The organism is Kitasatospora sp. NPDC001309, assembly GCF_042896295.1.
Classification (GTDB): domain Bacteria; phylum Actinomycetota; class Actinomycetes; order Streptomycetales; family Streptomycetaceae; genus Kitasatospora.
Genome location: NZ_JBIAXC010000026.1, coordinates 23,728 through 47,462, shown reverse-complemented (window position 1 = coordinate 47,462; position 23,735 = coordinate 23,728). Strand labels below are relative to the sequence as shown.

The 23,735-nt window shown below is 72.8% G+C and carries 25 protein-coding genes and 3 pseudogenes; 13 read left to right on the top strand and 15 right to left on the bottom strand.

Features of this window, described 5'->3' with window-relative positions; genetic code table 11:
* The first annotated feature begins 158 nt into the window (after positions 1-158).
* Together ACFY2K_RS24755 and ACFY2K_RS24750 are read left to right on the top strand one after the other, a co-directional pair.
* Positions 159-419: a GlsB/YeaQ/YmgE family stress response membrane protein gene (locus ACFY2K_RS24755; protein WP_387714079.1), complete on the top strand. Its 261-nt coding sequence runs from the start codon at positions 159-161 to the stop codon at positions 417-419.
* Between the two features lie 89 nt (positions 420-508).
* On the top strand, positions 509-1,192 hold the full coding sequence (locus ACFY2K_RS24750; protein ID WP_387714076.1) for a class I SAM-dependent methyltransferase: 684 nt from the start codon (positions 509-511) through the stop codon (positions 1,190-1,192).
* Between the two features lie 11 nt (positions 1,193-1,203).
* Here the strand turns inward: ACFY2K_RS24750 and ACFY2K_RS24745 are convergent, their stop codons facing one another.
* Positions 1,204-1,953 (bottom strand): helix-turn-helix domain-containing protein, encoded by a 750-nt coding sequence (locus ACFY2K_RS24745; RefSeq protein ID WP_387714073.1) that lies wholly within the window; start codon positions 1,951-1,953, stop codon positions 1,204-1,206.
* Positions 1,950-2,459 (bottom strand): hypothetical protein, encoded by a 510-nt coding sequence (locus ACFY2K_RS24740; protein WP_387714070.1) that lies wholly within the window; start codon positions 2,457-2,459, stop codon positions 1,950-1,952. The genes ACFY2K_RS24745 and ACFY2K_RS24740 overlap by 4 nt, the downstream gene beginning before the upstream one ends.
* Positions 2,460-2,683: 224 nt before the next feature.
* Between ACFY2K_RS24740 and ACFY2K_RS24735 the strand changes: the two genes are divergently transcribed.
* A complete protein-coding gene (locus ACFY2K_RS24735; RefSeq protein WP_387714067.1) occupies positions 2,684-3,733 on the top strand; it encodes a hypothetical protein in 1,050 nt (349 codons plus the stop codon).
* Between the two features lie 134 nt (positions 3,734-3,867).
* Here the strand turns inward: ACFY2K_RS24735 and ACFY2K_RS24730 are convergent, their stop codons facing one another.
* Both ACFY2K_RS24730 and ACFY2K_RS24725 read right to left on the bottom strand, forming a co-directional pair.
* On the bottom strand, positions 3,868-4,281 hold the full coding sequence (locus ACFY2K_RS24730) for a cupin domain-containing protein (RefSeq protein ID WP_387714064.1): 414 nt from the start codon (positions 4,279-4,281) through the stop codon (positions 3,868-3,870).
* Positions 4,278-5,786 (bottom strand): MFS transporter, encoded by a 1,509-nt coding sequence (locus tag ACFY2K_RS24725; protein WP_387714061.1) that lies wholly within the window; start codon positions 5,784-5,786, stop codon positions 4,278-4,280. Before ACFY2K_RS24725 ends, ACFY2K_RS24730 begins: the two co-directional genes overlap by 4 nt.
* A gap of 91 nt (positions 5,787-5,877) precedes the next feature.
* Between ACFY2K_RS24725 and ACFY2K_RS24720 the strand changes: the two genes are divergently transcribed.
* Positions 5,878-6,549 (top strand): TetR/AcrR family transcriptional regulator, encoded by a 672-nt coding sequence (locus ACFY2K_RS24720; RefSeq protein WP_380588033.1) that lies wholly within the window; start codon positions 5,878-5,880, stop codon positions 6,547-6,549.
* An 89-nt stretch (positions 6,550-6,638) separates the two neighbouring features.
* On the opposite strand, the gene ACFY2K_RS24715 is transcribed toward ACFY2K_RS24720, so the two are convergent.
* The gene (locus tag ACFY2K_RS24715; RefSeq protein WP_387714200.1) at positions 6,639-7,100 is read right to left on the bottom strand and encodes a carboxymuconolactone decarboxylase family protein; all 462 of its coding nucleotides are present in this window, start codon (positions 7,098-7,100) and stop codon (positions 6,639-6,641) included.
* Positions 7,101-7,277: 177 nt separating this feature from the next.
* The gene (locus tag ACFY2K_RS24710; protein ID WP_387714058.1) at positions 7,278-8,423 is read right to left on the bottom strand and encodes an MFS transporter; all 1,146 of its coding nucleotides are present in this window, start codon (positions 8,421-8,423) and stop codon (positions 7,278-7,280) included.
* 259 nt (positions 8,424-8,682) lie between these two features.
* On the opposite strand from ACFY2K_RS24710, the gene ACFY2K_RS24705 reads away from it, so the two are divergent.
* Both ACFY2K_RS24705 and ACFY2K_RS24700 read left to right on the top strand, forming a co-directional pair.
* Positions 8,683-9,177 (top strand): MerR family transcriptional regulator, encoded by a 495-nt coding sequence (locus ACFY2K_RS24705; RefSeq protein WP_387714055.1) that lies wholly within the window; start codon positions 8,683-8,685, stop codon positions 9,175-9,177.
* Between the two features lie 113 nt (positions 9,178-9,290).
* Positions 9,291-10,196, top strand: a complete 906-nt coding sequence (locus ACFY2K_RS24700) for a universal stress protein (protein WP_387714052.1) — start codon at positions 9,291-9,293, stop codon at positions 10,194-10,196.
* A 70-nt stretch (positions 10,197-10,266) separates the two neighbouring features.
* On the opposite strand, the gene ACFY2K_RS24695 is transcribed toward ACFY2K_RS24700, so the two are convergent.
* Both ACFY2K_RS24695 and ACFY2K_RS24690 read right to left on the bottom strand, forming a co-directional pair.
* Positions 10,267-10,923, bottom strand: a complete 657-nt coding sequence (locus tag ACFY2K_RS24695) for a response regulator (RefSeq protein ID WP_380528875.1) — start codon at positions 10,921-10,923, stop codon at positions 10,267-10,269.
* A gap of 58 nt (positions 10,924-10,981) precedes the next feature.
* A complete protein-coding gene (locus ACFY2K_RS24690; RefSeq protein WP_380528841.1) occupies positions 10,982-11,992 on the bottom strand; it encodes a sensor histidine kinase in 1,011 nt (336 codons plus the stop codon).
* Positions 11,993-12,295: 303 nt separating this feature from the next.
* Between ACFY2K_RS24690 and ACFY2K_RS24685 the strand changes: the two genes are divergently transcribed.
* From ACFY2K_RS24685 to ACFY2K_RS24655, 7 genes and pseudogenes are all read left to right on the top strand, one after another.
* A complete protein-coding gene (locus ACFY2K_RS24685; protein WP_380588015.1) occupies positions 12,296-13,051 on the top strand; it encodes an ABC transporter ATP-binding protein in 756 nt (251 codons plus the stop codon).
* Positions 13,048-14,388: an FtsX-like permease family protein gene (locus tag ACFY2K_RS24680; protein ID WP_387714048.1), complete on the top strand. Its 1,341-nt coding sequence runs from the start codon at positions 13,048-13,050 to the stop codon at positions 14,386-14,388. Before ACFY2K_RS24685 ends, ACFY2K_RS24680 begins: the two co-directional genes overlap by 4 nt.
* Before the next feature lie 288 nt (positions 14,389-14,676).
* Positions 14,677-16,167: a D-alanyl-D-alanine carboxypeptidase/D-alanyl-D-alanine-endopeptidase gene (dacB, locus tag ACFY2K_RS24675; RefSeq protein WP_387714045.1), complete on the top strand. Its 1,491-nt coding sequence runs from the start codon at positions 14,677-14,679 to the stop codon at positions 16,165-16,167.
* Positions 16,164-16,751: pseudogene (locus tag ACFY2K_RS24670) on the top strand (SMI1/KNR4 family protein); the annotation flags it as partial. The gene dacB and the pseudogene ACFY2K_RS24670, both read left to right, overlap by 4 nt.
* Positions 16,725-16,988, top strand: a complete 264-nt coding sequence (locus ACFY2K_RS24665) for a histone-like nucleoid-structuring protein Lsr2 (protein WP_387714197.1) — start codon at positions 16,725-16,727, stop codon at positions 16,986-16,988. The pseudogene ACFY2K_RS24670 and the gene ACFY2K_RS24665, both read left to right, overlap by 27 nt.
* Before the next feature lie 171 nt (positions 16,989-17,159).
* Positions 17,160-17,297, top strand: a pseudogene (locus tag ACFY2K_RS24660) (AAA family ATPase); the annotation flags it as partial.
* A gap of 63 nt (positions 17,298-17,360) precedes the next feature.
* Positions 17,361-17,816: a hypothetical protein gene (locus ACFY2K_RS24655; RefSeq protein WP_380528834.1), complete on the top strand. Its 456-nt coding sequence runs from the start codon at positions 17,361-17,363 to the stop codon at positions 17,814-17,816.
* Positions 17,817-18,116: 300 nt separating this feature from the next.
* Here the strand turns inward: ACFY2K_RS24655 and ACFY2K_RS24650 are convergent, their stop codons facing one another.
* The 7 genes and pseudogenes from ACFY2K_RS24650 to dmpG all read right to left on the bottom strand — a co-directional run.
* On the bottom strand, positions 18,117-18,296 hold the full coding sequence (locus tag ACFY2K_RS24650) for a hypothetical protein (RefSeq protein WP_380528832.1): 180 nt from the start codon (positions 18,294-18,296) through the stop codon (positions 18,117-18,119).
* A 327-nt stretch (positions 18,297-18,623) separates the two neighbouring features.
* Entirely contained in the window at positions 18,624-19,247 is a 624-nt protein-coding gene (locus ACFY2K_RS24645) for a hypothetical protein (protein WP_387714041.1), read from the bottom strand.
* Between the two features lie 644 nt (positions 19,248-19,891).
* Positions 19,892-21,064, bottom strand: a complete 1,173-nt coding sequence (eis, locus tag ACFY2K_RS24640; RefSeq protein WP_380588006.1) for an enhanced intracellular survival protein Eis — start codon at positions 21,062-21,064, stop codon at positions 19,892-19,894.
* Positions 21,065-21,075: 11 nt separating this feature from the next.
* A complete protein-coding gene (locus tag ACFY2K_RS24635; protein WP_380588003.1) occupies positions 21,076-21,609 on the bottom strand; it encodes a MaoC family dehydratase in 534 nt (177 codons plus the stop codon).
* Positions 21,606-22,463, bottom strand: a complete 858-nt coding sequence (locus tag ACFY2K_RS24630; protein ID WP_387714037.1) for an HpcH/HpaI aldolase/citrate lyase family protein — start codon at positions 22,461-22,463, stop codon at positions 21,606-21,608. Before ACFY2K_RS24630 ends, ACFY2K_RS24635 begins: the two co-directional genes overlap by 4 nt.
* Before the next feature lie 8 nt (positions 22,464-22,471).
* Entirely contained in the window at positions 22,472-22,675 is a 204-nt protein-coding gene (locus ACFY2K_RS24625) for an acyl carrier protein (RefSeq protein WP_380642648.1), read from the bottom strand.
* Positions 22,676-22,738: 63 nt separating this feature from the next.
* Positions 22,739-23,728: pseudogene (gene dmpG / locus ACFY2K_RS24620) on the bottom strand (4-hydroxy-2-oxovalerate aldolase); the annotation flags it as partial.
* Positions 23,729-23,735: the final 7 nt, after the last annotated feature.

The following is a 23,735-nucleotide window of genomic DNA, read 5'->3' as shown; positions in this document are numbered from 1 at the left end:
CCGTTCCCTGCCGACCCGTTCCTCGTGTGACCCCGATCCGGCCGGCCAAACCCCCCGGCCCGAAACTCAGGGCGACGGGCATGACGTCCCAAGGACGGGGCAGACGGCGGGCGTTGGCGAAGAACGACGAAGAACGACAACGACCCGAAGGAGAGACCATGACGATTCTGTGGGCCCTGGTCGCGGGACTGGTGGTAGGCCTGCTGGCGAAGCTCGTGCTGCCCGGCCGCCAGCCCGTGCCCCTGTGGCTGACCATCCTGGTCGGCGCGGCCGGAGCGGTGCTCGGCAATGCCGCCACCTCGTACTTCGGAGTGCGGCACACCGGCGGGATCGACTGGATCCGGCACCTGCTCCAGGTCGGCGTGGCCGCGGTGCTGATCGCGCTGGTCTCCCCCGCCTACGCGGGCCGGCGCCGCTGACCCGCGGCGGCCGCTCCCCCGCGCTGCCGGCGTGGTGGGCGAGCGATTCGTTCAAGACCTCACGGCGACCGCCCCCGAGACTGGCCCTCATGACCGATCGCGCCTTCACCCCCGCCGCCGGCCGCCTCGCCCCGCTGCGCCTCTACGACCCCATCGTCTCCCCCACCCGCGAACGCCTCTGGCGCAGCCTGCTCGCCATGCACGCGGCCCCGCGCCCCGAGGACGTGATCGTCGACGTCGGCTGCGGCACCGGCTCGCTGGCCCTGCTCCTCAACCGCGTCGAGCCGCGTGCCCGCGTCATCGGCGTCGATCCCGACCCGGGCACGCTCGAACTGGCCCGCCGCAAGGCCGCCGCCACCGGCCCCGGCTCCGACTCCGGCCCCGCGCCGGTCCCCGGCCCCGAGTGGCTGACCGGCATGGGCGACGCCGTCGCCGATCTGGTCGGCACCGGGGCCGCCGACACCGTCGTCTCCAGCCTCGTCCTGCACCAGTGCCCCGTCCCCATGAAGCGGGCCGTCCTCGCGTCCGTGCACGCGGCGCTGCGCCCCGGCGGCAAGCTGGTGATCGCCGACTACGGGCGCCAGCGCACGACGGCCATGCGCCTGGCCTTCCGCATCGTGCAGTTGGCGGACGGCAAGGAGGACACCCAGCCGAACGCGGACGGCATCCTGCCGCGGCTGATCGCCGAGGCCGGGTTCCACGGCGTGCGCGAGGCCGAGACGGTCGCGACGGTCACCGGTTCGATGTCGATCTACGTGGCCCACCGCGGGTAGGCCGGGCGCGCCTAGGCCCACCGCGCGTAGGCCGGAAGCGAGCAGGCCGCCGGGCGCGAACCGCTCGGGCCCGGCGACCTTCGGCCCGGGCCCGAGGCGCGCAGCACCGGCAGCACCTGCGACGGCGTGAGCCCGGTCATCTCCCGCATCTGCCGGGTGAAGTGCGCCTGGTCCGCGAAGCCGCCCGCGACCGCCGCCTCGGCGAGCGTGCACCCCTCGCCCAACGCGTCGGCCGCGCGGGCCAGCCGTAGCCAGATCCGCCAGCGCGCCAGCGGCACCCCCAACTGCCGCCGGGCCAGCGCCCGTAGCCGCTGCGGCGAGAGCCCGACCTGCGCGGCCAGCCCCGGCAGCGCGACCCGGTCGCCCGCGAGCGCCTCCATCGCCGCCCGCAGCCGGGCGTCCACCTCGGCCGACGGCAGCACCCCGGACGGACGGACGTCCTCCTCCGTCAACTCCCGCCACCGGGGCGCCACCCGGACACCGTCGACCTGCTCCGCCCGCAGGCGGTCCGCGAACACGCAGCGCGGGCCGACGTAGAACACCAGCACCCGGCGGGTCGGCGCCATCCGGTGCCGCACCATCGGCGCCACCACCACCGCCTCACCCCGGTGCCTGACCCCGGCGCCGTCCGCGATCGTCACCTCGCCGCCCGGCGCCGCCACGGCGACCTGGAACGCGGCGTGCCGGTGCGGCGCACTGTCCGCCAGCGGCCCCTGGTACAGCGCGTAGCCCGGCCCCACGACGAAGCGCGGCTCCGTCAACCGCGCACGCCGGGACCGGCGCCGAGGCGGCCGAGCATCGCCATCACGGTGATCCGCATCTGCTTGTCGTTCGTCACCGCGCAGTGGGCCTCGACGCCCCGCTCGTCCGGTTCCTCGGTCGGGTCGACCAGGCCCAGCCGGATCAGGTCGACGGCGTACTCCCGGCACCGGGCGTAGCTCTCCGCGGCACTCACCGCCTCGACGTGGTCGATGCGGCTCGGATCCCCGGCGCGCAGCAGCGCCGGGGTCGGTACGGGCCCCAGCACCTCCCCGAGCCACTCCGAGACCCTCTCCCGGGAACTGCCGCGCTCCAGTTCCGAAGCGGACGCGGCGGTGAGCGCCAGGTGGACGAGGAGCAGCCCGAACCATCGGGCGACCTCGGCCGGAGGGGTGTCCTCACCCGCCGGCGGCATCACCGCCTGGTACAGCCCGGCCACGTCATCGGCACTCACGGCGGCGATGACGGCCTTGACGGCGCTGCCGAGCGCAGCCTCGTCGGTGCTCACGTCAGTGGTCCTCCCCACAATCGGCAGCCGCCAACTTACCGCCTCCGCCCGGGGATCGGCGCGACCCGGCGATCGTTCACCCCCCGGGCCGGACGCGCGTGCGAGGAGCAGCGGAAACCCGGACGGTCCTTCGATGCGCACACCGTTCACGGCTCCGTACCCGAACGGTACGATCTTCACCGAACGCACACCTGTGCGAAGAAGTTCCGTGGAGAAGCAGGTACATGTCCCACCCGTTCGTCATCGTCCCCCTCGTCATCCTCCTCGTCAGGCTGGGCCTCTGGCTCAACAAGCGCCGCAAGGCCTCCAGGGGGCTCGAAGCGGCCGCGGCGGGTCTGGTGCCGCGCGCCGAACTGGTCGAGGTGGGCGACGAACCCACCAACCCGGCGGCGCGGGCGGCGCTGGACGCGGCCAGGGCCGGGGACTGGCGCCCGGCCGCCGCCCACCTCTCGGGCGGCGACGGCGACTGGAGCACCCGCTACTCCCGGATGGGCCCGTTCAGCCGCCTCGCGGCCACCGACGACGGCTGGCTCCGGGACTGGCGCGAGGAGCAGCCGGACAACCCCCAGGCCGCCCAGGTGCACACCGAGGCGCTGGTCAAGCGGGCGTGGCAGATCCGCACCGCGAAGTACGCCTCGCAGGTGACCCGCGAGCAGGCCATGGGCTTCCACCAGGTGCTGCAGGAGGCCGAGGAGGTGTCGTACGAGGCGGTCCGGCTCGCCCCGGCCGGGGACCCGAACGCCTGGGTGGCACAGCAGTCGATCGCGATGGGCCAGGGCTGGTCGCACGAGCGCTACCGCGCGCTGTGGGCCGAGATCGTGGCCCGCGAGCCCCACCACATCGGCGCGCACACCTCCGCCCTGCAGTACTGGTGCGAGAAGTGGCTCGGCAGCAACGAGTTGATGCACGAGTTCGCCGACAAGGCGATCGCCGGCGCACCGGCCGGCAGCCTGCTGACAGCACTCAAGCTGCGGGCGTACTGGGAGCAGATCCTGCGCGACAGGTCCGCCTCCTCGCTCTACCGTTCCCCCGCCTACACGGCCGCCGTGGACGCGGCCCTGCTCGACCTGGCGGCCGCCGATCCCGCCCACCCCGGCATCGTCGCGGCGCGCGGCTGGATCGGCCACGCCCTGATCGAGAACGGGCGCCCGGCGCAGGCCCTGGACCTCTTCCGCGGGATGGGCCGGGAGATCGCCGGCCCGTGGCTGTACTACGGGAACCCGGCCGCCGTCTTCGACTCCGCCCGCACCAAGGCCGCCCGCGCCGCAGTCTGACGATCCGTCATCCGACCCGGACGCCGCAGGTTGCCACACGACGGCCCTCCACCCCACGGGCGGAGGGCCGTCGCCGCGTTCCAGTAACCCTCCCGGGATCCGCGCCGCGGCTACCGGCCACCCCGGCCCGGCGGTCAGCCCTCGGCGCCCCGCCGCTCCAACCGGGTCCCCGCCCGCAGCGTGATCGACATCAGGTCGCTGGGGCCGTCGAGTTCGAGCCGGTGCCAGCGGCCGCGCGGGACGACCACGGCGCTCCCGGCCGCCAGCCGCACCAACTCCTCGGCCGCTCCGGGCTCGACCGGCCGGAAGAAGACCCGGGCACCGCCGGCCAGGCAGCACACCGCCTCCTCCGCCTCCGGGTGCATCTCCCAGTGGTCGGCGTGCACGTCGGCGTCGGTCTCCACGTGGAACGCCGCGACCTGCCAGGCGCCCTCGGTGCCGGCACCACCGCCGGCCATCCGCCGTTCGGTGGACCGCAGTTCGCCGTCGGGGCGGAAGTGCAGCGCCGAGGCGAACAGGTCGACGACGGCGATCGGGGTGGTGGTCATGAGGAGGTTCCTTCCAGTCGGAGTTCTTCGTGGCGTTCCCCGGCGACGAGCGGACGCCCCTCGGGCACACCGGGCCGCCGCCGGGGCAGGACGGTGACGGCGACGACCGCCGCCAGCGCGAACAGCACGGCGCCGGCGGCCAGCCCGAGGGCGTACCCGGCGTCCAAGGCGGCCCGGCCGGTGGCCGATCCGGCGGTCGAGCCGGCAGTCGATCCGGTAGTCGAGGCAGCGGCCGAGGCGGTGCGGTGGGCGGCGAGGGTGGCCAGGGCCGCCAGCCCGACGCAGCCGCCGAGTTGGCGCGAGCTGCTGAGCAGGCCGGAGGCCGCCCCGGCCTCGCGGGGTGCGACACCGGTGGTCGCGGCGGCGGCGACGGGGGCCAGCACCAGCCCGGTGCCGAGGCTGGTGACCAGGGACGGGCCCAGGACGTCGCCGAGGAACCCGCCGTCCGGGCTGATCAGCGCGAACCAGCCCAGCCCGGCGGCGGCCAGTACGGCCCCGGGCACCAGGGCCACCCGCGGGCTGCGGTGCGCGGTGATCCGGGTCGCGAGCAGCGAGCCCGCCACCAGCCCGGCGGAGAACGGCAGGAACGCGGCCCCGGTGGCGGCGGCGCCCAGGCCGAGCACCTGCTGGAGGTGGAGCGAGACGAAGTAGAAGGCCGCGAACTGCCCGGCGGCGGCCAGGAACACCAGCACGTTCGCCCCGGCGACCCAGCGACTGCGCAGCAGCCCGAGCCGCAACAGCGGTGCGGGGGAACGGAGTTCGGTGACCACGAAGGCGACCAGCAGCGCGACGGCAGCGCCCAGCGCGGCCAGGGTGGCCGGCGAGCCCCACCCCCGGCTCTCGGTCCGGACGACGCCGAACACCAGCAGCCCGACTCCCCCGGTGGCCAGCACCGCGCCGAGCACGTCCAGCCGTTCCCGCCGGACGGGCTGCGCCCCGGCCCCGATCCCCCGGGGCAGCAGCGCGAGCGCCGTCGCCACGATCGGCAGGTTGACCAGCATGACCCAGCGCCAGCTGGCGTACTCGGTCAGCACCCCGCCGGCCAGCACTCCCAGCGCGCCCCCGGCGGCGTTGGCGGCGCTCCACACCCCCAGGGCGCGGACCCGCCGGGGGCCCTCGGGGAAGGCGGTGGTGAGCATCGCCAGCGCGGCGGGAGCGGCCGCCGCGGCGCCCACGCCCTGCCCGGCCCGGGCGGCGACCAGCTGCCACGGGTGCTGGGCCAGCCCGCCCGCGAGCGAGCAGAGCCCGAAGACGGCCAGCCCCAGCACCAGCAACCGCCGCCGCCCGTACAGGTCGCAGGCGCGGCCGCCCAGCAGTAACAGCCCGCCGAAGGTGAGCGCGTAGACGTGGACGACCCAGGAGAGGTCGAGCGGGGCGAAGCCCAGGCCGTCGCGGATCGCGGGCAGCGCGACGTTGACCACCGACATGTCGAGGGCGAAGACGAACTGGGCGACGGTGACCGCCGCGAGCACCAGGCCGGGTCGGCCTCGCGAGTTTCTGTACATGTAAGGAAAGTACCCTCGGAGGCTCTCCCCTGTCGAGCCGCACAGGGCGGGCGAGGCACCACGGACCCCCCGGACGGGGCATGATGAGGGCATGCAGCAGCCCTCCCCCACTCCCCGCAAGGCCACCGGCCGTCCTCCCCGCATCTCCCGGGAGGAGGTCGTCGAGACGGCCCGCCGGATCGTGGCCGAGGAGGGCGTCGAGCGACTGACCATGCGCCGCCTGGCCACCGACATCGGCAGCACCCCGATGGCGCTCTACCACCACGTGCGCAACAAGGAGGAGTTGCTCGTCCTGCTGCTCGACGACTACGCCGCCCGCACCCTCCACCCGGTCGAACTCCCGGCCGACCCGCGCGAGCGCGTCCTCACCGCGGCCGCCGCGATCCATGACGCGCTCGCCGCCTGCCCCTGGATCGTCGAAGTCCTGGCCGCCGACGACCTGTTCTCCACCCACGCCCTCTGGTTCGTCGAGCAGATCGTCGACGGACTGGTCGACTGCGGCCTGACCCCGGAACGCGCCGCCCAGGGCTACCGCGCGATCTGGTACTACACCGCCGGGGAGATCGTGGTCCGCACCACCGCCGCCAGGCGCCGCACCGCCGACGACCGCCCCACCTACCGCGAGCAGGTCTTCGCCGGCCTCGACCCGGCCGTCCACCCCCGCCTGGCCCAGGTCGCCGGCCACTGGGAGGCCCTCACCGCCCAGGACACCTACCGCGACGGACTGCGCGCCCTGGTCTCCGGCCTCCTCGCCGCCGGCTGAAACACGGCCGCACGCTGAAACACGGGACCGGCCCGCCGGGCGAAACGCCCGACGGGCCGGTCCCGGGCCGGAGTTCAGACCCTCGGAGTTCAGGACCAGGGGTCGGTGAACGCCTTCCCGGGGACAGGCTTGGCGATCAGCGCGATCGCCGTGAAGAAGTTCACCTGGCCGATCGCCAGCATCAGCGTGGCCAGCGCCTTCTCGTCGTAGTGCGCGGCGACCTCGGCGTACAGCTCGTCCGACACCCGCTCGCCGTCCGGGTTCGGCCGCAGGACGGCGTCCACCAACGCCAGGGCCGCCCGCTCGGGTGCGGTCAGGTACGGCGAGTCCTGCCAGCTGGCCACCGAGGTGATCCGCTCCTCCGACTCACCGGCCTTGCGCAGGAACCCGGTGTGCAGGACGGTCAGGTAGGTGCTGCCGGCGAGCTGCCCGGCCCGCAGCTGGACCAGGCTGACGGTGCCGCGCGGGAGCGAGCGGTTGCCGACCGCCCGGAACAACGCGGCCGACACGTCGGCGAGTTCGGGGACCAGCGCGCTCGGGTCGGTGGCCATCCGGGGGCGCAGCGGGATCTCGGCGGTGATCGAGCGGGCAGTGCGGTCGGCGCGGTCGGTGCTCGGGTCGGTGCTCAGGTCGGTGCTCATGGTCGTGTTCCTCTCAGGTGTCCGGTGTGCTCTCACCGACCCGACGGATCCCGGCGCCCGAGTGTGACAGCGCGACGAGAAAATCCTTCAACCGCGCTCCCCACCGCGCCCACCGCCGTACCCCCCGTCGTGCCCCGCCCGCATGCTCAGCACCGCGCCCACCAGCAGCAGGCCGATCAGCGCGAGCAGCGGAACCGTCCACGCCCCGGTGGAGCCGTGCAGGACGGCGAGCAGCGCCGGGCCCGCCGCGGAGATCAGGTAGCCGCCGGTCTGGGCCATCGTGGACAGCGCCGCGACGTGGTCGTGGTCGGTACCCCGGCGAGTGAACAGCACCCCGGCCAGGGCCTGCCCGCCACCCATGCCGATGCCGAGGATCCCGGCCCAGACCGGCGCCCCGGCGGCGGGGGCGAGCAGCAGGCCGAGCAGACCGAGCACGCAGACCGCGACCACCCCGAGGATGTGCGGACGCTGGTTCCGGCGGGCGGCGGCCAGGACGGGCGCGAGGAAGCCGCCGACGGCGAGGCCGAGGATCATCACGGCCTGGTCGGTGCCGGCGGTGGTCCGGCTCACGCCCGCGCCGACCAGGATGGTGGGCAGCCAGGCCAGGGTGGCGTAGAAGACCAGGGTCTGGATGCCGAAGTAGGCGGTCAGGCTCCAGGCCAGCGCCGTCCGGCCGACCGGCCGCCGCACCACGGGGGCGACCGCCGACGGGGAAGGCCGCGGGCCCCGCAGCTGCGGGGCCGTACCCACCACGGCGAGCACCGCCGGGACGACGGCGAGCGCGATCGCCGCCTCCCAGGACCACGCGCCCGCGACGGGCGCGACCAGCGCGGCCACCACGGCCGAACCGGCGCCCATGGACAGCGCGTAGACGCCCATCATGGTGCCGATCCGCCGGGGCGCGAAGCGGGTCCGGACGAACACCGGGATCAGCACGTTGACCACCGCCACCGCGGCGGCCACCAACGCCGTCCCCACGTACAGTCCGGGCATCCCCAGCGTCCGCACGACCGCCCCGCCGACCAGCAGCACGCTCGCCCAGAACAACCCGCGCTCCTCGCCGAGCCGCCGCCGGGCCAGCGCGCCCAGCGGCGCGAACAGGCCCATGCAGAGCGGGGGTATCAGCGCCAGCACGGTGACGGTGCCCGCGCCCCAGCCGGCCACCGGGGCGAGCGGGCCGACCTGCCCGAAGGCGACCCGGCTGTTGAGGCTGAGCAGGACGAAGCCGAGCACCAGCAGCGCACCGGAGGCCGGCGCCGCGCGAGTCGGCGTCGGTGTCGCTTCCCCTGTCCCTGGCGGTGTCGGTGTGGTCGTGCTGACCGTTGCGGCGGTCGGAGAAGGCATGGGCGGATACCCTTCGCATCACGGAAGTTAGGCTTGCCTAAGCGTTCTCGCTCAAGTGCGCTTGAGTGCAAGCGGGCGGTGCAAGCGGACGGTGCGAGCGGGCGGTGCGAGCGACTGCGCAAGCGGCGAGCCCGGAAAGGAACCACGGATGTCCGACCTCCACTCCATCACCGAGGTCTCGGCGGCCTTCGGCCTCTCCGTCCCCGCCCTGCGCTACTACGAGGAGTGCGGCCTGGTCACCCCCACCACCCGCCGCGGCCGGGTCCGCTACTACGACCGCGCGGCCCTGGAACGCCTCGCCCTGGTCCAGCTCTGGCACGTGGACGGCATGATCCCGGTGGCCGGCACCAGCGCCGTCCTCGCCACCGCACAGGCCGCCGAACGCCGGGCCCTGCTGGAGGCCCAGCGCGCCGGGATGCTGGCCCGCGCCCGCCGTCTGGAGCACGCCGCGGCCGTCCTGACCCACATGCTCAACTGCCACCGCGACCAGCCGCTCACCTGCCCCACCACGCTCGCCCACATCCACGCCCGGGTCGACGCCGCCCTCACCGGCGAACCCCTCGCCGACGGCTTCCTCCCGCCCCTCTCGGACCCGACCCCCTCGGACCCGACCCCCTCGGACCCGGCCCCGCAGCAGGCCTGAGCGCCCCGGGAGGTGCCGTCCCCGCCCACCGCCGATACTGGGGTCGCAGTCCCGAGGCGGCCCCGGCGGCCGGGTACGGCCCTCCCCGCGCCGCGGAACCCGAGGAGCTCCCCGTGTCCGAACCCCCGCCGGCCGGCGCCACCGGCCCCGGCCCCGTCGACCCCACCGGCCCCACCGGCCCGGTGGTCGTCGGTTTCGACGGCTCCCCCGAGAGCCTCACCGCCACCGAGTGGGCCGCCCACGAGGCGCAGCGCCGCGCCGTCCCCCTGGAGGTCCTGGAGGCCTGGCCCTGGCCCAAGCGGGACGTGGTCGGCAGCGACCAGACCTACCACCGCGCCCTGGCCCACCTCGCCGAGCGCGAGTCCGCCCTGACCGCCCTGGTGCCCGGCCTCCCCGTCGCCTCCGCCGCCGTGTCCGCCGACCCGGTCGAGGCCCTGGAGGCCGCCTCGCACCGCGCCGCCCTCCTCGTCCTCGGCTCCCGCGGGCTCGGCACCCTGCGCGGCTTCCTGGTCGGCTCGGTCAGCCAGGAGGTGCTGCGCCGCTCCGCCTGCCCGGTCGTCCTGGTCCGCGCCGACCACGACGAACCGGACGGCCCGGTCACCGTCGGCCTCGACCTGACCCACCCCGCCGAGGAGGTGCTGGAGTTCGCGTTCCGGGCCGCCGCCCTGCGCTCCGCTCCCCTACGCGTCGTCCACGTCTGGTCCCCGCCGGCCGGCAGCGAGTACATGGCCTTCGACGCCATCGGCGGCCTGGAGCGCGAGGTCTCCGGCGTCGAACGGGACGGCCTCACCTCCGCCCTGGCCCCGCTCCGGAGCCGCAACCCCGACGTCGAGGTCACCACCGACCTGGTCCGCGGCAAGCCCGCCGTCGAACTCGTCGACGCGGCCGCCACCGCCCGCCTCCTGGTCGTCGGCCGCCGCCTGCGCCACCTCCCCCTCCGCCACCACCACCTCGGCCCCGTCGCCCACGCCGCCATCCACCACGTCCACTGCCCCCTCGCCGTCATCCCCTACGGCTGACCACCGGCGACCACCCGCGACCTCCGCAAGCCGACGACAGCGCCGCGCCACGCGCAACGGCGTCGAAGTCCTAGTTGTATGCGAACCAGGTCAGGATGGCCTTCACCCGCCGGTTGTCCTCGCCGGAGGGCATGCCGAGTTTCAGGAAGACGTTCCCCACGTGTTTGGCCACGGCGGCGCCCGAGAGGAACAGCTCCGCCGCGATCTCCGCGTTGGAGCGGCCTTCGGCCATGAGGGCGAGCACCTCCTGTTCGCGGGTCGTGAGCCGGGCGAGCGGGCCCCGGGGCGGGTCGGCGCGGGTGACGTGGCGAACCACCTCGGGGTCGATCACCACTCCGCCGTCGGCGACCGTCTCGACGGCCCGCAGGAAGTCCGCCACTCTGCCCACCTTCTCCTTGAGCAGGTAGCCGACCGCCCCGTCGGCGCCCGGGCCGTTCAGGAGTTCGCGCACGTACGGGCCCGTGACGTAGGCGGAGAGGACCAGGACCGGCAGGTCCTGGTGCCGCGACCGGATGTCGATCGCGGCCCGGAGTCCGTCGTCGGTGTTCCCGGGCGGCATGCGGACGTCCGTGATCACCAGGTCGGGGGCGGCTCCGGCGGCGGCGAGTTCGTCGACGGCGGCGACCAGTTCGTCGGCGTCCTCGCATTCGCGGATCACGTCATGGGCACTGGAAACCAGGATCTCCCGGATTCCGGCGCGAATCAGCAGACTGTCGTCCGCCAGGATGATTCTCACAATCGATTTCCCATCGCTTTTCCCGGTCGAATTCCTTCGTCGAATTCCGTCACCACGGGGGTTGGGCCGGGGCGGATGCCACGACCTCCGTTCCGCCGCCCGGCGGGCTGATGATTTCGAGGTTCCCACCGACGCTCCGCATCCGCTCACGCAGCCCGGAGAGCCCGGATCCGGTGCTGATCCGCGCGCCGCCGGCGCCGTCGTCGCCCACCCGGACGCGGACGCCGCCCTCGGTGCACCGCAGCTCGATCCGGGCGCGGCCGACGCCCGCGTGCTTGGCGATGTTCGTCAGGGCCTCGGAGACCGTGAAGTACACGGCCGCGGCGATCGGCGAGGAGAGCCGGGCGTCCGTACCGGTGCTGGTCAGTTCGACCTGCAACGGTGATCTGGCCACCAGTTCCCGGACGGCGGCGACGAGACCGAGATCGCTCAGTTCGCTGGGGTGGATGTCGCGCACCGTCTCCCTCAGCCGTTCGAGCGCGCGCTCGGCCTGGGCCTGGGCCTGGCGGGCCAGCTGGACGATCCGTTCCTGGTCGGTGGCCGTCGCCGCGGCCTCCAGGATTCCCAGGCGCATGACGAGCGCGACGAGTTCCTGCTGGGCGCCGTCGTGCAGGTCGCGCTCGATGCGCCGGCGCTCGTTCTCGAAGGCCGCCGTCAGCGAGGCCCGGCTGACCCGGAGTTCCTCCAGTTTCGCGAGCAGGTCGGGGTTGCGGCTCCCCGAGAAGGCCCGCAGGAGCAGGTCGCGGAGCAGGGAGACGCCGGCCAGCGCGCCCACGGTGACCGCACCGAGGGCGAATCCCGCGGGCACCGCCACAAGGGTTTCCCACAGGGCGGCCGGGGTGAACGGGCCGACTTCCGCGGCGATGCCGAAACCCCAGAGGACGGGGGAGAAGACCAGTGCCAGCGCGCCGAAGAATCCGAAGAAGCCCACCAGCAGCGAGAGCGCGGACAGGAGCGCGGCGGTGACGAACACCGGGAGGTCGGTCCGCCACACCGACCGTGTCCGCAGCCGACCGGCGACCCACTGCGGCCAGCTGCGGTCGGCGGGTCGCAGCGGCATCGTCCGGACTCCGCACCACTGCGCCCTGGAGCGGTCCAGTTCGGCCACCACCGGAACCGAGACCGGCGCAGCGAGAACGGAAATCAGGAGAATCGGAAAGGTGGCCGCTGCGACGAATTCGGTCAGCAGTCTCCGGGCAACACGAATCTGCGCCATGATCAATATTTTCGCACAGTTCGGATCGGTCGGGCGGTAGATCCAGGTCTACCTCCGAGAGCAGTGCAGGCTCCCGTGCACTCCACTGCCCGGCCCTGCTTTCCTTGATTCATGCCATTTTCCACTACCACTGCCACTACCACTCCCGTGCCGTGCATTCGTCTGCACGGCCTTCGGACGGAATTCCCCATTCCCGGCCGCCGGGGCGAGACGACGCGCGTCCTGCACGACATCGACCTGGAGATTCCCGAAGGCCGGCTGACCGCCGTCGTCGGCCCCTCCGGTTCGGGCAAGTCGACGCTCCTGCTCTGCACGGCCGGGCTGGAGCCGGCGACCGCGGGGTCCGTCGAGATCCTCGGGACGGACGTCCGCTCGCTCAGCCCCCGCAAGCAGGCCGCGTTCCGCAGCGAGAACATCGGCTTCGTCTTCCAGGAGTACAACCTCGTCAGCTCGCTGACGGTCGAGGACAACATCGCCCTGCCGGCGCGGCTCGCCGGCCGCCGGGTGCCCAGGGCTCGGGTCGAGGACGCCATGGCGCGGCTCGGCATCGCCAAGCACGCTCGGCGACGCCCCGACCGCCTCTCCGGCGGCGAGCGCCAGCGCGTCGCGGTGGCCCGGGTGCTGGCGAACCGGCCGCGGATCGTCTTCGCCGACGAGCCGACGGGTGCGCTCGACCTCAAGTCGGGTCATGTGGTGCTCGACTGGCTGCAGGCGCTCCCCGCGCAAGGGAGCACCGTCCTCATGGTCACCCACGACCCCCATGCGGCCGCGCGGGCCGACCAGGTCGTGGTGATGGGGTCCGGGCGGGTACACGCCGTCATCCCCGGTGGCGACTCCCGCGCGGTGGGCGACGCCGTCCTCGCCGCGCAGTCGGCGGACGAGGCGGGCGGGGAGCAGTCGTGATCCGGCTCGTGCTGTCGGACATCCGCCGGCAGGCGTCGATGTGGTGGTGGACGCTCCTGTGCGCCACGGTCGGCGCGGCGTGCTCGGCGGGCTCGGCCATCGCGATGTTCACCGCCGTCTCGGCGGCGCGGGCGGCGGGTGACGCACGGATGGTCTCCGCGTCGATCGCCCTCGGCGGCAACATCGTCTTCTTCACCGTGCTCGCCGCCGTGGGCATCGTCGCCTCCGCGGTCGGTCTGACGCTGACGACCCAGCGGCGCGAGCACGCCCTGTGGGTGATCCTCGGGATTCCGCGCCACCGGGTCAGGTTCGTCCTGCGGACGGAGACGGTGCTGCTGGGCGCGGTGGCCGGCGCGCTGGCCGCACCGCTCGCCCTGCTGGTCGCGGGTGTCACCCTCGCGCAGTGGAAGGGGACGGGACTCGACCTGCACGGGGCCTCGGTCGGGTTCCGGTTCTGGTACGTCGGCGTGAGCGTGCTGTGCGGACTGGTTCCGTGCCTGCTCGGCGGCTGGGGCGTCACCCGGCGGGCCGCCAGGACGCCGGAGATGCACGCCTTCCGGGACGTCTCCGATCCCCCGGCACGGCCCGGCGTCGCCCGCGGCGGCCTCGCCCTGTGCCTGCTCGCCGGCGTGGTCGGGATGTGGATCCCCGGCCTGGGCCTCGACCTCAAGGGCGGGCTCGCCCAGCGGACGGCCTTCGCGTTCGCCGGGAACCTCTTCCTCGTCTGCCTGCTGCTGCTGATGGGGCCGTGGGTGCTCACCCCGCTGATGAAGCTCTGGACGGCGCTGGTGCCCTCGCGCGGCGTCGCCTGGCACCTTGCCGTGCAGTCGTGCCGGGCCCGCGCGGCGAGGAGCGTCACCACGGTGCTGCCCTTCGCGCTCTCCCTGTCGTTCGTCGGCCTCTTCCTGGTGATGGGGGAGGTCATGCCCGGAGGCAGCGCCGGGCTGGACGACATCCTGGTCGTGCTGGGCTGGGTCTTCGTCGTGTCCTGGGTCGGGGGCCTCGCCGTGATCGCCCTCGTCGGGCGGGAGCGCGCCCGTGACTCCGCCGTCGTGACGGTGGCCGGTGCGCGGCCGGGCGTGGTCACCCGGTCGATGGTCTACGAGGGGGCGATCTACGCGGGAACGGCGATCGTCTTCGGCGCGCTGTTCGTCGCCGTGTCGAGCCTCACCATCGCCCTGGGCGCCCGGACCGACGTCGTCCGCGTCCTGGCTGGCCTCCCCTGGGCCACGCTCGGGGCACTCGCCGCCGGGACGCTGGTCACCACCTGCCTCGCGCTGGTCCTCCAGGCGGCCCGGGCGTCGCGCACGGTCGCGGTCCGGGCCCTGCGCTCGTGAACCGACGTACGGGAACACCCGCAACGGCAGCATCGCCCTCGGCCAGGGCCTGAAGTCCTCGCCACCACGCAACAACCAGGCCGGAAGCGCTCGATCGAGCGCGAAAGTCGAACAGGAAAGAACGAATAACGAATGTCGAGCAACTCCCCCTCCGGAAGCAGGACACCTCGGGCACGGCGGCGTACCGCCCTGGCGCTCGCCGCCTCGATGACGGCCGCCGTGGCGATGACGGCGTGCTCCCACGACTCCACGGACAACCCAGCCCCTCCGGCACCGGGCGCGACACGGGTGAGCGCCGACCTGCAGAAGCTCATGAGTACCGCGCCGTGGTCGTCGGGCCGGTGGGGCCTGCAGGTCGCCGATCTGCAAACGGGGAAGGTCGTCCAATCCAAGGGCGCCGACTCCCAGTTCATGACCGGTTCGACGGCCAAGACCTTCGCGGTCAGTGCTGCGCTCGACGTCCTGGGTGACGACCACCGCTTCCGTACGCCCGTGGTGCACTCGGGTACGGTCTCCGCGGACGGTCGGCTCTCCGGCGACCTCATCCTGGTCGGGAGCGGCGATCTGGCACTCGGCGGGCGGACCACCCCGTCAGGCGGACTGGACGTCCCCGACTTCGACCACTACGACGCCAACGCCGTCCCCGGCATGGCGACCGTCACCGGAGAGGATCCGCTGGCAGGTGTCGACGAACTGGCCCGACAGGTCGCGGCCAGTGGAGTCCGCCACGTCGACGGCGACGTGGTGATCGACAACCGGCTCTGGGACCCGGTGTCGATCGGCGGGCTGCCGGTCACCCCGACCGTCGTCAACGACAACCTGATCGACGTGCTCATCACGCCGGGCGCACCCGGCGAGCCGGCCAAGGCCGACTGGCGCCCGAAGACAGCCGCCTTCGACGTCGACGCGCAGGTGACGACCACACCCGCCGGAACCAAGCCGACGGTGACGACCGAAAGCGTGAGCCCCGGTCACATCCGGGTCCGAGGCTCCGTCCCCGCGGACGCGAAGGCCCCCTTCGTGACGACCTACCAGGTCCCCGACCCGGCGGCGTTCGCCCGCACCGTCCTCATCGAGGCACTCGCCAGAAACGGCGTCGGCGTATCCGCCCCCTCCCTGGGAGCGAACCCCGACGGCAGGCTTCCACCGTCGGCGGGAGTGAACTCGCTGCCCGTATCGGCGACCTACACCTCTCCGCCCTTCAAGGAGTACGCGAAGCTGATCAACAAGGTCAGCCACAATCTCGGGGCGAACCTCCTGCCGCCGCTGATGGCGGCACACAACGGGCAACGAACCTACGCGGACGGCATGCGGATCGAGAAGGAGTTCCTCACCCGCTCAGGTGTGGATCCGCATGCGGTGAGCCTCGTCGATGCCCAGGGCCTCCCCGACGACAAGGCGACACCGACCGCCCAGGTGGCGCTGCTGCGGCACCTGGCACGACAGGACGACTTCGACGTCTTCTACGACTCCATGCCGAGCATGGGCGTCGACGGTTCGCTCGCCGACGTCATCGAGCACACCGATCCCGCCGCAGGACACATCCGCGCGAAGACCGGCACCCTGGTCAGCTCCTACCAGGGCAAGCTGGCCCTCGGCACGAAGGCGCTCGCCGGCTACATCGACGCGAAGGACGGCCACCGCTACGCCTTCGCGATCTACGTGAACAACATCCCCGTGCCCAGCGACTCCGTGAGCGACGCCATCGACCTCGCGCTCAAGGCCAACAAGCACCTGGGAGCGATGGCCGCCGCCATCTACCAGTCGCCCAAGGCATGAAGGCCATCCCGACCCCCGGGCCGGGCGTCCTTGTCAGTGGCCACCCCTACGGTTCTCCCATGCGTGTTCAGCAGCCGTCGCACACGAAGGGCACTCCGATGGGCCAGGCAGAGGACGTCCGGGAGGCATGGGCCCGGGTGGCCACATGGATCGAGCGGAACGACCCCGAGGTCTTCGCCACCCTCGGCGGTCCGGGGAACCAGGAGGCCATCGACCGGGCCGAACTCCACATGGGCCTGGAACTGCCGTCGCAGGTACGGCAGTGGCTCCTGGCGCACGACGTGGATGCCGACGAGCGCACCGATCGCCGGGAGACCCTGGTGCAGCGGGGGTGCGACGTGCCCCTGCCCGGCGGGTACCACCTCCTGCTCGGCCTGGAGGACATCCAGCGGGTCTACCTCCGGCAGCTGGCCTTGGAGAGGACGGACCCGCCGGAGGACCCCGACTACCCGCTCTGGCGCCAGGAGTGGCTGCCGATCGCCGCCGAGCGCGACGGCTTCTACGGGACGTTCCTGGACACGACCAACGGGACGATCGGAACGTGGGCCGAGGCGTCCATGCCGGAGGAAGGGGTGTACGCCTCGCTGTCCGCCTACTTCCACCAGGCGGCGGATCTACTGGAAGGCGTCAGCACCGGAGACTGGAGCGGCCCCGGCGCACCCGCCCGTCCCCTCAAGCACGACGAATCCCGCCCCGAGGACGAGGCGATACGCCGATGGGCCCACACCCACGGCCTCATCGTGAACGACCGCGGACGGATCCCCGCATCCACCCGCGAGGCCTACGAGGCCTCAGGGGGTTCCGCAGGGACACCGCACTGACCGTCGGTCCTGCGAGACCGCCACCTCAAGGACGGCGGTGTCCGCCATGCCGTACTCGCCATCGCCCGACCTCACGACCTCCCCCGCACCAGCCGGCACGGACACCGGCCGTGGAAGACATTCCCTGGTTCGAACACGAGACGGACGAACTAACACCCGTCCAGCAGGAATTCGCAGCTGTCGTTTGGAGTCTGGACCAAGACCTCCACCGACCCTCGGCTCTGCGCGGCGATCGTCGATCAGCCGACCCTCAACGGCACAACCATCGAGACCGGCACCGAGTCATACCGCCTCGCGCAGACCGGGGCAACGCAGCAGTCAGGGCAGCGAAAATCTCCCGGCCATCAACGCATTCCGTGGCAGGCTGGGGGCATGGCGCCCCTGGACGATCAAGAACTGAGCACCGCGATTCAGGATGCGGACTCGCCGGCCTGGTCCGTCCGCGGGGCGGCTGGGCGGCAGCTCGCGGGTTCGGACAGGACCGAGGAAGCGGCGGACGTCATCCACCGCCTTCTCCTGGACGCCCAGGACACTTGGGTCATCCAGGAAACGGCCGAGGCATTGCTCGAACGCAAAGACACCATCGGCCTGCGCCACGTCCTGCTGGCCTACAGCCAGGCGGGCAACTACGACTCGGTGGACCATCTCGGTGCTGCCCTGGACTGCAACCCCGAATGGATGACGACCGAAGGCGCGGACCGGCTGATCAAGCAGTACCGAGAGCTGGCAACGGACCCCGACGCCGGGGTCCGCAGCGAAGCCCAACAGATCCTGGCGAAGCTGCGGCCCCGCGAGGAATGGGCGCGCGACTCAGAGGCCGACTCCTGACTCTCCATCAATCAGGTTCGGCTGGGGCCGCACGAAGCCCGATGCCCACGCTTGCGCTTACACATCAGGCGGCCCTGCTCCATCACCGCATCCCGATGTCATACGGGGACGCGGACCCGCCGTGGTCGTCGTCGCGCCCCACGTCACACACGCACCTGGCATGAACTGCGCCAGGCTCCCGGCGCCGACCGGACTGCCGGTATCAACACGGAAGCCGCTCTCCGATGCGCCCCCTGCCCGGTACCACGTCACATCGAAGTTGTCCGGGGGAGGCCGGGGTGCGCCAGGCCTCCCCCGCCCTTATGCGGCGGGCCAGTTGTGGTGCGCCAGGCCGCCGAGGTTGAGCTTGCTGCTGGGGGCGTGCCACCGGCCGTAGCCGTAGGGGTCGCCGCGCTGGGACAGCAGGATCTTTCCGTCGGGGGTGCGGGCGATCACGTGGACGTCGACCACCGGCGGCGGGGTGGTTGTGCTGCTACTCATGCTCTCTCACTTCCCTGTGGGGTTTTGGTGTCCGGCGTGGTCGTGCTGGGTGAGGTCATGGCACTCCTGCCGTAGGGGTACGGGTGTCGTGGAGTCGGGGCTGCGCGTCGAGGGCGTCGTACGAGCTGGCTGGGTGACGCGGAAGTACCGGTGCCCCCAGTGTCCGTGCTCGGTCTGCGGACGGGGCCAGCTCTCGGCGGATCACCCGAGCGGGTGACGGTGGAGGGGTCGGACGCCCTTCCGGGCGCGCTGTCGGCAGTCGCGCGGAACCAGCAGGGCCGGTCCCCTGCCAATGGGGCGGGGCGGCGGGATCAGGGGATCAGGGGATCAGGGGATCAGGGGGATCAGGGGGATCAGGGGGATCAGGGGGATCAGCAGAGCGAGTACCTGTTGCCGGAGGTCTTCGACGTCCCGTCGGCTGGGTGCCTCGATGGTGAGGCGCAGGACGGGGTAGACGTTGGAGGGGCGGAGGTTGAACCAAGTGGCGGGACCGTAGGTGACGGTCGGTCCGTCGAGGTGGTCTCCCTGGTGGGCAAAGTGGCCTTTCACGGTTTCGAGCGTGGCTTGGGGGTCGGGCACGGTCAGGTTGATCTCGCCGGAGGTCACGTACCTGGTGAACGGGCTCAGCAGGCGGGAGGCGGGCAGGGGTTGGTGTCCGAGGGCTGCGATGGTGTGGAGGGCGGCGAGGGGGCCGGAGTCGGCGTGCCAGAAGTCGCCGAAGTAGTAATGTCCGCTGCTCTCCCCGCCGAGGGCGGCTCCGGTGGCGAGCATGGCGTGCTTGAGGTGGGAGTGGCCGACGCGGGATCGGATGAGTCGGCCGCCGTGTTCGTGGATCATCTCGCGGGTGCCGGCGGAGGTGAGGACGTCGTGGGCGATGGTGGCGCCGGGATGGTGGGTGAGGTAGCGGGTGGCGAGGAGGGCGCAGGGCGTCCAGGGTGAGCCACTGCTCACGGGGTCGGGCCGCGTGCTCGGTGAGCCAGGCCTTCGCTCCGGGGGTGGTACGGGCGGCGGCGATCTGGGCGCGGAAACGGGCGAAGGGATTGTAGGAGGGCAGGGTGAAGTCGGTGGGTGTCGGAAGACGGTGGAGATCGCGCAGGATCCTGGCAGCCTGCGCCGGGTTGGCGGGACCGCCGGCGCCGAGGTCTGACCAGAATGTGACGGGGCGTCCGGCAGCCGTAACGGGTGCGGGTCGGCGCGGTAGGGGGACGGGGATGTGGTTGCCGTACAGCCAGTAAGCGCCACGGATCTCGTTGAGTGCGCTGGTCTCGGTTCCGGGCTGGTGGATCCGGGCGACGATGCCGCCCGGCAGGCGCCAGATGCCGTTGTCCAGTGCGCGAATCAGCAGGGCACCGGTGGCGTCGATGCCGGTCTGAGCGCAAGCGTCCATCAGGGCCCGCTGTGTCGCCTCGCCGCTGAACGTGACGGTGGTGGCCATCAGGTGCTTCTCCTGATCGGGTGGTCGCCGGATGCATGGCCTGGGACCCACGCTGTGTCACAGGCGATCGGCGGCCGGACGCGGGACGCGGACGATCCGGCGTTGACCGCGGAGGATTTCCGCGCCCGGCGCGGTCGGGAGGAGCTCGACTCTGCGGGTGTCAGAAGTGCTCGGGAAGCCATGGTTCCTGGCCGCTGGTGGCCCGCACGAGCGTGGTCAGCGCCTTCTCGCAGCGGGTGCGGACGCCGGACAGGCGGGCCGCGGCGGGGCTGCGGTAGCCGCCTGCGTACCAGACGGCGAACTGGCCTCGGGTGAACGCCACGGCGCCGTCAGTGCGTACCGGTGTGAGGTCGGCCGACCCCGCGCAGATCCGCAGCAGGTAGCGGTGGCTGGAGCCGGGCCGCTCGTCGCCGATCTCCACCGGGATCTCCAGGTCGAGGTCGGCCGGCCACCCGCGCAGCCGCAGGGCGGCCTGGACGTCGAGGATGCGCAGCATCCAGGGGTGCCAGGCGTCGGCGACCACCCGGTGGCGGTGGAGGTTGTGCAGCAGCAGCGGGTAGGGCGGCAGCGCGCCGCGCCGGAACTGCACGGTCTGGGCGCGGCTGTTGTGCCGGCCCAGGAAGGCCAGCATCGCGGCCGCGCAGTCCGGGTCGGAGGACCAGAAGTCGTGGACCACCAGCTCCATGCCGTGCCGGTCGCCGCGCTTGGTCGTGAGCGAGACCCAGCCTGCCACCGGTTCGCCGGGGCGGGTGAAGCGGTAGGTGGTCAGCGCGTTCTTCGCGGTCGTCCACGTCGACCACCAGTCGGGGCGCTGGACGGGGCCGTTCCACTGCCGGGCGAGTTCCTGCTGGAGGTCGAGGGCGTCCTTGGTGAGGCCGTGCTCGATGTCGAGGTCCCCGGTGGGGAAGGAGCGCTTGAGGTCGTCGGGGCTGACCGCCCAGCCGAACACCGGGACGGGAGCCTCCCAACCCATGCGGCGCGCGTAGCCGTTGGAGATCGTGGAGATGGTGGAGATCACCGCGCCGCGCTCGCGCAGGGGCCGCAGCCGCTCGTGGACCATGCGGGCCGCGAGGCGGGCGCCGCGTTCCTCCGGGGCCACGCTCCCGACGGCCAGGCACGCGGTGGGCACCGCGGTGCCGCCGAAGAACTGGGAGGTGAGGATGCCCAGGCCTCCGGCGACGACCCGGCCGGCGCGCACGGCGACACGGACGTCGGCGTGGCCGCGCAGGTGGGTGATGTCGCCGACCGGGTGACCGAAGGAGCGGGCGGCCAGCTCGTCGTACTCCTGGGTGAGGCCGTCGTCGGCCTGCACGAAGGCGATGTCGTCCTCCATCGCGGCGCCTCCTAGTAGTTGGCCGGGCCGCGGACGGCGTCCGGGTCGGTGGGCACGAGGAAGGTCCGGGTGAAGCCGACGACCCGCTTGCCGTCCTGGTTGAGGCCGGCGGTGCGGCAGGTCACGATGCCCTCGCCGGGGCGGCTCCTGGACGCGCGGCGGCCGATCACCTCGGTCTCGGCGTAGAGGGTGTCGCCGACGAAGACGGGGTTCTCGAAGCGCACGTCGTCCAGGCCGAGGTTGGCCGGGGTCAGGCCGCTGACCGCCCGCACCGTCATCCCGGCCACGTAGGTGAGCGTGACGCCACTGCACACCAGGATCCGGCCCCACGGGGTCTTGGCGGCGTAGTGGGCGTCCAGGTGGATCGGCGCGGTGTTCCCGGACAGCGTGGTGATCAGCGTGTTGTCGGTGTCGGTGATCGTACGACCGGGCCGGTGCTCGATGAGCAGCCCTTCGGTGAGGTCGTGGTAGCCGGGACCGACGACCTCGCGGATCCGGTGGGCGTCGATCTCGCGGTAGCCGGGCGGCAGGGAAGCGGTGCTCACCGGGCGGGCTCCTCTCGGGTGCCGGCCGCCTCCAGGACGGAGCGGGCCATGGTGAAGAACGGGCGCCCGACCATCTGGCCGCCGACGGAGGTGATGTTGTTGCCGCTGTCCTGGGCGGCGACGACCGCGCGGGCGTGGGCGATCTCCTCCTGCGAGGGCGTGAAAAGCTCGGTGATGACCGGGAGCTGCCCGGTGTGGATGGCGCCCTTGCCGTGGAAGCCGAGCGCCTTGGCGCGTTCGGCTTCCACCCGCAGGCCGTCCGGGTCGTCCATCTGGAAGTAGGGCGAGTCGATCGCGGCCAGGCCGGCGGAGGCCGCGCTGTTGGCGACGACGGAGCGGGCGTGGAGCATCGGCTCCCAGCCCATCCCGCAGCCGAGGGCGGCGGCGTAGTCCGCGGTGCCGAACACCAGCCCGGAGATCCTGGGCGCCCTCACGATCGAGGGGAGCTTCTCGATGGCGCGGGGCGTCTCGATCAGCGCGAACAGGAAGGGCCGGTAGTCGGCGGTGTCCAGGACGCCGGCCACCAGCTCGATGTCCCGCGCGGACTCGACCTTCGGCACGAGCACGACGGCGGGCTTGGCGCCCCAGCCGGACATGGCGGCCAGGTCCTTGATCCCGTCGAGGAGCACGGGGGCGTTCATCCGCACGCCGAGCAGGCACGGGCTCGTGGCCTGGTTGTCGAAGAACCGCTCGGCGATCGTGCGGGCGTGCTGCTTCTTGGCGGGGGCGACGGAGTCCTCGAGGTCGACCAGGGCGACGTGGGCGCCGCTGGTCTTCGCGGTGTCGTACCGGTTGACGGCCGGCGCCGGGACGCTGATCCAGGCCCAGGTGGACCGCAGGAGCAGAGTGCTCATGGCCGCGGTCACCGGCCCTGGCGCTTGGACGCGACCAGCTGCACGAGGCCGACGAGCGTGCGGGCGTCGGTGATCTCGTCCTCGGTGACCTTGGTGCCCAGGTTCTCCGAGAGCATCACGGCCAGCTCGATGACGGACAGGGAGTCCAGGCCGATCGCCGCAAGGGTGGCGTCGGCGGCCAGCGCGTCGGGGTTGACCCGCAGCTCGCACACCAGGAGGTCTTCGAGGTCGGGGTCGATCACGGGGGCGGCGGGGTTCTCGTTCACGGTCTGCTCCTTCACGCGGCGGGCGGCTTGGGGGATGAGGTCTTCCTGACCGGCGATCACGTGGCGCCGGCCGAGTTCGTCGAACAGGTCGCCGGGGTCGACGCCCTCGGCGGCCGCGACCTTGAGGACGCGGTTCTTGAATCCGGAGAACACTCCGGCGCGGCCGCTCATCACGGCGACCGAGTCGGTGTAGGGCGGGGCGCTCATCAACCGGTGCTCGGCGACGTCGGCTGCGGCCAGGACCTTCTTCACGTCGATGCCGGTGGGGTGGCCCAGGCGTTCGAGGACGGCGACGAGGACTTCCAGCTGGGTGTTGCCGGCCCCGGCACCGAAACCCCGCGCGCAGGCGTCGATGATTCGGGCGCCGGCCTTCACGGCGGCGACCGAATTGGCGACGGCCATGCCGAGGTTGTTGTGCCCGTGGAAGATCACCGGCACGTCGACGGCCTCGGTGATCGCGGTGATCCGCGCCGCGACGTCCTCGGGCAGGAAGTACCCGGCGGAGTCGAAGATCCCCACCGCAGTCGCGCCGAAGCTGGCCATCAGGGCGCACTGCTCGGCGAGCCGGCCGGGGCTGGCCATGTGGCTCATCATCAGGACGCCCTGGCCTTCGCCTCCGTGTTCGGCGACGAAGCCGAGGTGGCGTTCGGTGACGTCGGCCTCGGTGCAGTGCGCGGCGATCCGGAACACCTGCGCGCCATGCCGCAACGCGCCGCGCAGGTCGTCGCTGGTGCCCCAGCCGGGGCCCATGAACACGCCCATCCGGGCGCGGGTCAGGGCCTCACGGACGGCGGCCAGCATCTGGGAGTCGGTGAGTTTGGCGCGGCCGATCTGGAGCGAGGAGGCGCCGAGACCGTTGCCGTGGCCGACCTCGACCACGGGCACGCCGGCCCGGTCGGCGGCCGCCGCGTAGTCGCGCAGCTGGTCGGCGTCGAGCTGGTGCCCGACGGCGTGGTGGCCGTCGCGCAGGGTCGGGTCGTGGACCAGCACGGCGGGCATGGACGTG